Below are 9,887 nucleotides of genomic sequence, written 5' to 3'. Positions count from 1 at the left end.
GGTCAGCAGAAGCCCCTCCCGCTCGTAGTAGCGCAGGGTGTGCGCGGTCAGCCCGAGCTCGTGCGCCGCCTCGGAGATCGAGCGCGTCGTGGTGGTTTCCGGCATGCGCCCCACGCTACGACTTCGAGTGCACTCGAAGTCAAGCGGGAACGGGATCAGACCGCAGCGAGCACCGACAGCACGTTGCCGGCGGGGTCGGTGAACCAGGCGATGTCGGGTCCGCGGCCCGGACCGCCGTGTGCGATGCCCTTCTCATCGGTGCCGAGATCCGGATCCGTGTAGATCTTGGTGACGACGCCGCGGGCGTTCAGGTCGTCGACCGCCGCCTCGACGTCGTCGACGGGGAAGTTCAGGATGGTGAAGCTCGCCGGCGTGTGGTCCGGCTTCGCGTAGACCAGGATGGATCCGCCCTGCGGCAGCCGGAGGTCGAGGAAGCCCATCGGGTTGATCGAGACGTCCAAGCCGAGGGTCTCGCCGTAGAAGGTCCGGGCCGCATCGATGTCGTCGACGCTGAACCCGCTGAACGCGTGCGTGGTCTGGAAAGCGGTCATGGTCCCAGCATGCGCCCCTCGGAGGCGCGGGGTCCAGGGGGTGAATGCCGCGTCCCTGGACGGCGTGCCGTCAGGCGCTCAGGCGGATGCTCTCCTGCGTCACAGGCTCGCGGGGATCCAGGCCCTTCGCGAATCGCACCAGCTCATCGAGCGCTGCGTCCGTCATCCGGAACAACTCCGATCCGAGCGAGCCGGCGAGATGCGGGGTGATCATCACGTTGGGCATGTCGTAGAGCGGTGAATCGACGGGAAGCGGCTCCGGATCCGTGACGTCGAGGATCGCGTTGAGACGTCCGCTCGCGCACTCGCGCTCCAGCGCCGGTGTGTCGATCAGGCTGCCGCGCGCCGTGTTGATCACGGTGGCGTGATCGGGCAGCGCCGTGAGCTGCGCCGCACCGATCATCCCGCGGGTCGAGGGAAGCTCCGGCGCATGCACGGAGAGCACGTCCACGCGGGGCAGCATGTCGTCGAGAGCGACCAGTGTGCCTCCGGCCGCCGCGACCTCTTCCGGATCCGCGAACGGATCCGCCACGAGGCACGTCACGTCGTCCAGCTGCCGAACCAGGTCGACGACCCGGCGGCCGATGCGGCTGAACCCCACCACGCCGATCGTGCGGCCGAAGTTGCTGAGTTCCCCGTATCGATCTGCGGTCAGTCCGTTGAGGCGCCGCGAGGCGGGGTCGGCGGCGATGAACGGCGCCTTCTTGCCCGCCATGATGACGGCGGCGAACGTGAACTCGGCCACGGGGGCGGAGTTCACCTCGGCGGCGGAGGTCGCGAGGATCCCACGCTCCCAGAACTCGGGGCTGACCAGGGCGCGCACCGATCCCGCGCAGTGCAGCATCGCGCGCAGACGCGGCATCCGGCCGAGGAGGTCGGCGTCGAGCTGCGGCGCGCCCCAGCCCGTGAGCAGAACCTCGACTCCGGCCAGCCGATCGGCGAGCGCCGGGTCGGTGGGATCGGCGGTCCACAGCGGGTCCGGGACGGACGCGATGCGACGGAGCCGTGCGATGCGGGCGGCGTCGAACTGCGCGTCGAACGCCTCGCGCGACATCACGACGAGCGCTTCGGGGTCGCCTTCTCGGGTCATGGTTCCTCCGCGGGAAAGCGTATACCCTGACTCCGTGACCGCCTTCGACCCCGCGCGTCTGATCCTGCCTCCGGAGGACCGCGCGCTCTCGCCGCACACGGGATGGACGCGCGCGCATTGGGCCGCCGTGGCCGACCACCTGCTGCTCTCGTTGCGGCCGTACTTCACGCCCACCCGCAGCCAGGTGCGCCTGCCGGGGCAGATCAGCAGCAGCGGGGCCGATAGCGACGGGCTGGAGGGCTTCGCGCGCTCGTTCCTGCTGTTCGCCTTCCGCCTCACCGGCGAGCGTGGCCAGGATCCGCACGGGTTCCTGGACTGGTACCGTGACGGCCTCATCGCCGGCACCGACCCTTCGAATCCGGAGCGGTGGATCCTGCCCGCCGAGCAGGCGCAGGCCGAGGTGGAGGCGGCCTCGATCGCGCTCGGGCTGCAGCTCACCCGGCCGTGGCTGTGGGACACGCTCGACGCGGTCGCGCAGCAGCGCATCGTGGACTGGCTGGCCCTGAACCCCGTGGGCTGGTACCCCGACAACAACTGGCTGTGGTTCCGCATCACGGTCGAGACGTTCCTCGCCTCGGTCGGCGGTCCGCACGACCCCGCGCGGATCGCCTCCGACCTCGCCCGCATCGAGGACTGGTACCGCGCCGACGGCTGGTGGGCCGACGGCGCGGCCCGCGCCTACGACTACTACTGCGGCTGGGCGATGCACCTGTACCCGCTGCTCTGGGCGGGGGCGCAGGGATCCGCGGAGTTCGGATCCGGTGCCCTCGGGCCCGTGTTCCGCGCCCGGCTGACCGAGTTCCTCGACGACTACGCCGCGCTCATCGGCGCGGACGGCATGCCCGTGCTGCAGGGGCGCAGCCTGATCTACCGGTTCGCGACGGCCGCGCCGCTCTGGATGGGCGCGGTCACCGGCGCCACCCGGCTGCCGCTCGGCCTGCTGCGCCGGGCCGCGTCGGGCCAGCTCCGCGCGTTCGTGGAACGCGGGGCGATCGACGAGCGCGGTCTGCTCACGATGGGACTGTTCGGCGAGTGGCCGGCGATGGCGCAGTCGTATTCGGGCGGCGGCTCGCCGTACTGGGCGTCGAAGGGGTTCCTCGGCCTCGTACTGCCGGCGGACCACGAGGTCTGGACGGCGGTGGAGGAGCCGCTGCCGATCGAGCAGGGCGATGTGCGCCGAGTGATCCGGCCCGCCGGCTGGCTGGTCAGCGGCACCGCGGCCGACGGCATCGTGCGCGTGATCAATCACGGCGCGGACCACGCGTTCGAGGGCGACCGCATCGGCGATTCGGCGCTGTACGCCCGGTTCGGTTATTCCAGTGCGACGCTGCCGCCGCTCACCGGCGCGACGATCGACGATCCCGCCGACAGCATGGTGGGCGCGCTCGACGCCGAGGGGCGGTCCACGCACCGCACCGGGTTCGCCCGCGGCGTGATCGGCGACGACGGCATCGCGGCGTTCGCGAGCTCTACGGCCGACGCGCACTGGGTGGACTCGAGCATCGACGCCCCGACGTACGACCACGGATCCGGGCGCGCCGGCGTCGTGACGGACGGCCCCGTGCTCGCCACGGCGAGCGTCGTCCGCGGAGCGTGGGAGGTGCGCGCGACCCGGCGGCTGCCCCGGGAGGGGGTCGCCGGGACGCCGCTGCCGGTGCGCGTGAGCGGCTGGCCGCTGACCGGCACCGCCGCGGCGAGCATGGAGAGCGGGGACGCGGAGATCGCGCTCGACCTGGACGGGATGCGCTCCGAGTTGCGCGCGCTCTCGGGCGCGCCGGCGACGTCGGTCCGCACGGAGACCGGCGTCTCGCCGATCGGCGCGGTCACCTCGATCCCGCGACTCGACTTCGCCGAGGTGGGGGAGGGCGATGTCGTGATCGCGGCGGTCCGCGTGGGGCGCGGCTCCGACCCGGCACCCTCGGCGCGTGCGGTCGTGTCCGACGCGGGGGAGGCGCTCGTCGAGGTGTTCTGGACCGATGGCGCGGTCAGCGCGGTGCGGATCGGCTGAGGCGGCCGCGCCCGGCGCGGTGCCTCGCGCGGTGCTCAGCCCGCGGTCGTGAGGCGGATCGCGTTCGCCCAGGGATCCTCGAACGCGAGCGTCCGTCCGTCGTCGCGCACGGGCACGCCGAAGTGCGTCATGCGCTCCGCGACGGATCCGAGATCGTCCGCCCCCGGCAGCACGATGTCGACGCGGCCGAGGCCCAGCGCCGGGGAGCGCCGGCCCGCGCCCGCGCTGTTCCAGGTGTTCATCGCCATGTGGTGGTGGTAGCCGCCGGCGCTCACGAAGAGGGCCGATCCGCCGAGCTCCGAGGTGGTCTCGAACCCGAGCCGGTGCACGTAGAACTCGCGTGCGGACGCCACGTCGCCGACGGAGAGGTGCACATGCCCGACGGTCGCGCCGCCGATCACAGGGTCGGCCGCGCCGCTCTCGGTGAGGTGCTCGCCGAGGAACGCGTTCGGGTCCAGGTACAGCGTGTCCATCTCGATCCGGCCGTGCGTCCAGCTCCACTGGGTGCGATCGCGATCCCAGTACAGCTCGACCCCGTTGCCCTCGGGATCCGTGAAGTAGAACGCCTGGCTGACCAGATGATCCGCGCTGCCGGTGAAGGTCCCGGGGGCGTGCTGCGCGACCGAGTACAGCGCGGCGGCGAGGGCCGCCTGGGTCTCGAACAGGATCGCGGTGTGGAACAGGCCCGCGGCACGCGGCGCCGCGTGCCGCAGCTCGGGGCTGTGCTGCAGGATCACGACCGGCCTCGTGCCCCGGCCGAGCACCACGCGGTCGCCCTCGGCGGACAGCACCCGCAGCGTGACGGCGTCGCGATAGTACGCGGTCATCGCGTCGAGGTCGGCGACGAGCAGCGTCACGGCGCCCATCGCGGTGTCGGCGGCGAGGAGATCGGAGCGGGAGGAGGTCACGATCTATGCAACGGAATGGACCGGGGTTCCATTCCTGGCGGACGTACGACCGCGGGGCGGAATCGTGTCCGAGGCCGGGCTCACGGCCGCAGCGCCGCCTCCCAGCGCGTGCCCGTGGTGAGCAACCGGGGCAGGCCCGCCACGAGCCCGCGGCGGGGGAGCGCGTTCATCATCGCGCTCTCCGTGGGCAGCCGGCGCTGCTCGCCACGGCTCAGCCGTTCGAGCGCGTGCAGCAGCGCGAGCGGGTGGGACTCCAGAGCGCTGTGCCCGTTGTCGATCTCGACGAGCACGGTGTCCGGCGCGGCGGCGGCCACGCGGCGCGCCACCGCGGCGGGCGTGCGCAGATCGCGCGAGCCGGTCAGCAGCACGGTGGGCCAGTGGAAGCCGGCCGCCGCGGCCGTCAGGTCGAAGGGCTCGCCGGCGAAACGGGGGAACCGGTCGGCGATGGCCGCGTACGTGAGCGAGGGGTCGAGCGCGGAGCCGTCCGGATCCGGCCCGAACCCCAGTTCGCGGAACGCGATCGCGCCGACCAGATCGAACTCGTAGAACCCGGGAACGTGCGCCTCGGACTCGGCCTTGTCGACGTACGCCTCCAGGGCCGACCACACCGGCCCGTGCATGCGGGACTCGTGGCGGGGACGCCCGCTTCGATCGGTGCGCCGCACATCGTGCACGCGCCGGCGCAGCAGCGGCTCGAGCAGCCCCTCCCCGCCCAGCTCGTAGGCCGCGCGCAGGACGCCGAGGAGGATGCGCGGATCCGACCCGTCGTCGAGCAGCTCGCGCACCGCCGCGGTGATCCTGGTGTCCCCGTCCAGGAACAGCCCGCGGATCATCGCGCGCTCGGCGTCGCGATCCGCGACCGACTGCAGGGCGGAGTCCAGCAGCATCCCGGCCACCCGGTCAGGGTGGCGGGCGCCGAACGCCGCGGCGACGTAGCTTCCGTACGAGGATCCGGAGAGGTACGCGCGCGGCACGCCCTCCTGTTCCAGGACGGCGGCGAGGTCGTCGATCACGTCGACCATGCGCATCGCGGACAGCGGCAGGCTGCCGCCGGCGAGGTCGGCCCTGGACAGGCCGACGCCGCGGTGCTCCATCATGATGACGTCGAGCCCGAGGGCTGCGGCCCTGCGCCGGAACCTCCGGTAGGGCAGCACGGATCCGAGTCCCGGACCTCCGGGGATCACGACGATCGGCGCCGCGGAGCGCGGTCCGCTGCGCACATACGCGAGGTCGAAGGCCGGCGCGGTCGGCGTCGCGGGGCGGCGCACGCGGCGCACCCCTCGTACGGAGGCGGCGAGCAGGCGAGGCAGCGCGCTGGGCGCGTGCGTCCCGCGTCCCGCCTCGATCCTCGTGTCCGCCATGGGTCGATTATGCGTGCCGGGCGATCAGGGGAGGCTGTCCGGCGCCTATCAGCGCGGTTAAGGTCGTTCGGGCGCTTCGACAGGCCCGGCGACCTGGCTCGACTCAGCGATCGGGCCCGGCGACAAGGCTCAGGTTCCGGGCTTCGCCATCGCCTCGACGGCGTCGTCGGCCTCGGTCACGATCGCGGCCATCGCGGTCGCGGCCGCCTCGGGGTCGCGCGAGGTGATCGCGGCCGCGACCTCCTGGTGCATCCGCAGCGCGGTCTCGTCCGCCCGGTGGGGCATGAGCGCGTGGGCCGTGCGCCCGTGCAGCAGCTCGGCGACCACGTCGGTGAGACCGGCCAGATAGGGGTTCCCCGAGCCGCGCAGCACGGCGGCATGGAAGTCGATGTCGTGCTGCAGGTAGACGGGCTCGTCGGCTCGATCGCCGTGTTCGACCATCCCGAGCACCGCCTTGACGAGCGTGGCGCGCTGCTCGGGGGAGGCATGGGCGGCCGCGAGACGTGCGGCGAGCGGCTCGATCGCCGAGCGCAGCTGGCTGAGCTCGTGCAGGGTGCGGAGCCGGTCGGATCCGTCCAGTCTCCAGCGGATCACCTCGGGGGCGTATGGGCTCCAGCGCTCGGCCGGCAGGACCTCGACGCCGGCCCGCCGGCGCACCTCGACCATGCCCATGGTCTCGAGGACGCGCACCACCTCGCGCATCGCGGAGCGGGAGGCGCCGTACTCCGCGGCGACGTCGGCGGTGAGCAGCCGGGCGCCCGGCGCGAGCTCGCCCTCCACGATGCGCATGCCGATCGTGTCGAGCAGCCGGCGGTGCTGCGCGGATGCCGCCTCGCGGGTGCCTTCTGCCATGAAGCCCATTATGGCGATAGCCCGGCAAGAAAGAGGGTGGATCCCTTGTAGAGCGGCGTATAGCAGTGGCGTACTTGATTAAGTCCTACTTATCGCTTACGCTGAGGCGAAATCTCTCCGCCAGACCAAGGAAGCTCATGGCTATGTCCTCGATCCCTCTCGCCGCCGTTCCCGGAACGCTCCTCTCGGCCGCAGACCCCGTCCCGCCCACGACGACCGCCCCGGAATGGGTGCTGATCCTCGCGGCGCTCGTCGGCATCGCGACCATCGTGGTGCTGATCACCTGGGTCAAACTGCATCCCTTCCTCTCGCTCCTGATCGGCGCGCTCGTGACCGGCCTCGTCGCAGGCATGTCCGCCACGCAGACGGTCACGAGCTTCTCCAACGGCTTCGGATCCACCGCGGGCGGCGTCGGCGTGCTGATCGCCCTCGGTGCGATCTACGGCAAGCTGCTCGCCGACTCCGGCGGCGCGGACCGGATCGTGGACACCCTGGTCTCCCGGGCGAGCGCCGCGGCGCTGCCCTGGGTCATGGGCCTGGTGGGCGCGCTGATCGGCCTGCCGATGTTCTTCGAGGTCGGACTCGTGCTGCTCGTGCCGGTGATCATCCTGGTCGCCCGCCGCTCCGGCGTCTCGCTCATGAAGATCGCGATCCCGACGCTCGCGGGGCTCTCCGCCATGCACGGCCTGGTCCCGCCGCACCCGGGCCCGCTCGCCGCGATCAGCCTGATCGGCGCGAACCTCGGTCTCACGCTCGCCTTCGGCGTCCTCGTCGCGATCCCGACCGTGATCATCGCCGGACCCCTGTTCGGCCGCCTCGCTGCCCGCTGGGTCGACGTGCCCGTGCCGGCGCTCTTCGAGACCGCCGAGGACACCGCGCAGGCCGGCGAGACCGCGACCGTGCAGGCGCGCAAGCGTCCCGGTTTCGGCACCACGCTGTTCAGCATCCTGCTGCCGGTGGTCCTGATGCTCCTCTCCGCCATCGTCGACATCGTCGCCCCGAACGACACCTCTGCGTTCAAGGGCATCGTCGACTTCCTCGGCAAGCCGGTCATCGCGCTGCTCATCGCCGTGCTGGTCGGCATGGTCGTGCTCGGCCGCGGGGGCGGCATGAGCTCCAAGGAGGTCGGCGCCTCGGTGTCGTCGTCGCTCCCCGCGATCGCCGGGATCCTGCTCATCGTGGGCGCCGGCGGCGGCTTCAAGCAGGTGCTCGTCGACTCCACGATCGGCACGGTGATCGCGCACGCGATCTCGGGCATCGGCGGTGCGCTGCCCATCGTCCTGTTCTTCGCCTGGCTCGTCGCGGTGCTGATCCGCGTGGCCACGGGATCCGCCACGGTCGCCACCATCACGGCCGCCGGCATCCTGCAGCCGCTCGTGCACGACCTCGGCCTCTCGCCCGCCGGATCCGCCCTGCTGGTGCTCGCGATCGGCGCCGGATCCGTCTTCCTCTCGCACGTGAACGACGCCGGGTTCTGGCTCATCAAGGAGTACTTCGGCCTGAGCATCCCGCAGACCTTGAAGTCGTGGTCGATCATGGAGTGCCTGATCTCCGTCGTCGGCCTTGCCGGTGTCATGATCATCGGCGTGTTCGTGGGCTGATCGGGACGGGACGATGATGACGACGCAGACGGTGCCGCCGAGGATCCTCGTGGTGATGGGGGTCTCCGGATCCGGCAAGAGCACACTGGCCGGAGTCCTGGCCGGGCGCCTGGGCTGGGCGCTCGAGGAGGGGGACGACCTGCATCCCGCGGCGAACGTCGCGAAGATGGAGGCGGGGATCCCGCTCACCGACGAGGACCGCCGTCCGTGGCTCGAGCTGATCCGCGACTGGATCGTCGCGAAGCAGGAGGCCGGCGAGCCTGGCATCGTGACCTGCTCCGCGCTGCGGCGCAGCTACCGCGAGATCCTGGCCCGCCCCGGCGTGGAGTTCGTGCATCTCGAGGGCACCAGGCACGACCTCGCCGAGCGGCTCGGCCGCCGGCTCGGGCACTTCATGCCGGCCTCGCTCCTGGATTCCCAGCTCGACACGCTCGAGCCGCTCGGTCCCGACGAGGCGGGTTTCGTCGTCGACGCCGCCCTCCCGGTGCAGGATGCCGCGCAGCAGGTGCTCGACTGGCTCGAGGAGCACGGGACGCCGACGCATCCCTGATGGAGCCGGGGGTCCGCCGAGTGAGGCGGGCCCCGGTTCCGTTCCCGGATCCCGGTCCACCGCTTGCGGCCTGGCGCGTCGGTGCCACAATGGCCCCATGGGGAACGCGGGCAGCGTGGAGCTCGAGTCGGCCAGGGTGGTCCGGCTCCTGCGCGACTCGATCCTGTCCGGGCAGCGCCGATCCGGCGACCGCCTCATCGAGCGCGACATCGCGGACGAGCTGGCCGTGAGCCGGCTTCCGGTGCGGGAGGCGATCCGGCAGCTGCTCGCCGAAGGCATGCTCACCGCGCGTCCGCGGTCGTGGGCCGTGGTCCGTCAGTTCACCGAGGACGACGTGCGCGACATCGCCCAGGTGCGCGACGTGCTGGAAGTGCTCGTGTTCGAGATCGCGGCGCTCCGGCACACGTCGGACGGGATCGCGAAGGTCGAGGCGACGCTCGAGCGCGAGTTCGCGGCGGCGGGCGTCGGGGATGCGGCCGCGGCGCATGCGGCAGGGGCGGAGTTCCATCTGGTCATGGCGGAGCTCGCCGAGAACGCGACGGTCAACGAGATCCTCGGCATGATGCGAGGACGCCTGCTGCTGCTGTTCAAGGACCACGACGACCTGATCGCGATGGCCGAGGACCACGCGCGCATCTTCGAGTCCTTCGCGGCGCGGGATACGGCGACGCTGCGGCTGCGCGTGCAGCGGCACCTGCGCGCCGGCACCGCGACGGCCTTGCGAAAGCTCGCCGCCTACAACGCCGGTGAGGGGCGCATGCGGCGCCTCGCCGGCGATCGGCCCGACGTGAGTTTCTATGATCCCTCGGTCTACGACGAGCTGTCCCAGGAGACCCGCGACTACGTGCCGGCGGTACTGGCCGCGGCCTGGCTGTTCCTGCATCCGGAGAGCTACAACCTGCGTTTCCCGAAAGTGGACGGCCGACCGGGTCAGGTCGTGCTGAAGCGTCCGGCCTCGTTGTCGGA

At 71.9% G+C, this 9,887-nt stretch carries 10 protein-coding genes; 4 read left to right on the top strand and 6 right to left on the bottom strand.

Annotated features, from left to right (window positions below; translation table 11 throughout):
* The 3 genes from B7X32_RS14310 to B7X32_RS14300 all read right to left on the bottom strand — a co-directional run.
* On the bottom strand, positions 1–105 hold a 105-nt coding region (locus B7X32_RS14310; RefSeq protein WP_292720898.1), incomplete at its 3' end, for a MerR family DNA-binding transcriptional regulator.
* Between the two features lie 50 nt (positions 106–155).
* On the bottom strand, positions 156–551 hold the full coding sequence (locus B7X32_RS14305; protein ID WP_292720892.1) for a VOC family protein: 396 nt from the start codon (positions 549–551) through the stop codon (positions 156–158).
* A 70-nt stretch (positions 552–621) separates the two neighbouring features.
* The gene (locus B7X32_RS14300; RefSeq protein ID WP_292720889.1) at positions 622–1,641 is read right to left on the bottom strand and encodes a hydroxyacid dehydrogenase; all 1,020 of its coding nucleotides are present in this window, start codon (positions 1,639–1,641) and stop codon (positions 622–624) included.
* Positions 1,642–1,675: 34 nt separating this feature from the next.
* On the opposite strand from B7X32_RS14300, the gene B7X32_RS14295 reads away from it, so the two are divergent.
* Positions 1,676–3,649, top strand: a complete 1,974-nt coding sequence (locus B7X32_RS14295) for a DUF2264 domain-containing protein (protein WP_292720887.1) — start codon at positions 1,676–1,678, stop codon at positions 3,647–3,649.
* Between the two features lie 35 nt (positions 3,650–3,684).
* Here the strand turns inward: B7X32_RS14295 and B7X32_RS14290 are convergent, their stop codons facing one another.
* The 3 genes from B7X32_RS14290 to B7X32_RS14280 form a co-directional block, all read right to left on the bottom strand.
* Positions 3,685–4,515, bottom strand: a complete 831-nt coding sequence (locus B7X32_RS14290) for a VOC family protein (RefSeq protein ID WP_292720895.1) — start codon at positions 4,513–4,515, stop codon at positions 3,685–3,687.
* A gap of 122 nt (positions 4,516–4,637) precedes the next feature.
* Entirely contained in the window at positions 4,638–5,918 is a 1,281-nt protein-coding gene (locus tag B7X32_RS14285) for an alpha/beta fold hydrolase (protein ID WP_292720884.1), read from the bottom strand.
* A gap of 129 nt (positions 5,919–6,047) precedes the next feature.
* On the bottom strand, positions 6,048–6,770 hold the full coding sequence (locus tag B7X32_RS14280) for an FCD domain-containing protein (RefSeq protein ID WP_292720881.1): 723 nt from the start codon (positions 6,768–6,770) through the stop codon (positions 6,048–6,050).
* A 143-nt stretch (positions 6,771–6,913) separates the two neighbouring features.
* Here B7X32_RS14280 and B7X32_RS14275 point away from each other — a divergent pair, with 143 nt between their 5' ends.
* From B7X32_RS14275 to B7X32_RS14265, 3 genes are all read left to right on the top strand, one after another.
* A complete protein-coding gene (locus B7X32_RS14275) occupies positions 6,914–8,371 on the top strand; it encodes a gluconate:H+ symporter (protein WP_292720878.1) in 1,458 nt (485 codons plus the stop codon).
* A gap of 16 nt (positions 8,372–8,387) precedes the next feature.
* Positions 8,388–8,921 carry a gluconokinase gene (locus B7X32_RS14270; RefSeq protein ID WP_292720875.1) on the top strand — a complete coding sequence of 178 codons (534 nt, stop codon included), beginning with the start codon at positions 8,388–8,390 and terminating at the stop codon, positions 8,919–8,921.
* Between the two features lie 97 nt (positions 8,922–9,018).
* Positions 9,019–9,887 (top strand): FCD domain-containing protein (locus B7X32_RS14265; RefSeq protein ID WP_292720872.1); only part of this gene is annotated, 869 nt, incomplete at its 3' end.

Source organism: Microbacterium sp. 13-71-7, assembly GCF_002257455.1.
Lineage (GTDB): Bacteria > Actinomycetota > Actinomycetes > Actinomycetales > Microbacteriaceae > Microbacterium.
Note: the sequence above shows the minus strand (reverse complement) of the source record. Positions and strands in the feature narration are given on the sequence as shown.

Bases quoted from the DNA above. Each gene is read 5' to 3' on its own strand.
- B7X32_RS14305 (WP_292720892.1), bottom strand. From the start codon at position 551: ATGACCGCTTTCCAGACCACGCACGCGTTCAGCGGGTTCAGCGTCGAC.
- B7X32_RS14300 (WP_292720889.1), bottom strand. From the start codon at position 1,641: ATGACCCGAGAAGGCGACCCCGAAGCGCTCGTCGTGATGTCGCGCGAG.
- B7X32_RS14290 (WP_292720895.1), bottom strand. From the start codon at position 4,515: ATGGGCGCCGTGACGCTGCTCGTCGCCGACCTCGACGCGATGACCGCG.
- B7X32_RS14285 (WP_292720884.1), bottom strand. From the start codon at position 5,918: ATGGCGGACACGAGGATCGAGGCGGGACGCGGGACGCACGCGCCCAGC.
- B7X32_RS14280 (WP_292720881.1), bottom strand. From the start codon at position 6,770: ATGGCAGAAGGCACCCGCGAGGCGGCATCCGCGCAGCACCGCCGGCTG.
- B7X32_RS14275 (WP_292720878.1), top strand. From the start codon at position 6,914: ATGTCCTCGATCCCTCTCGCCGCCGTTCCCGGAACGCTCCTCTCGGCC.
- B7X32_RS14270 (WP_292720875.1), top strand. From the start codon at position 8,388: ATGACGACGCAGACGGTGCCGCCGAGGATCCTCGTGGTGATGGGGGTC.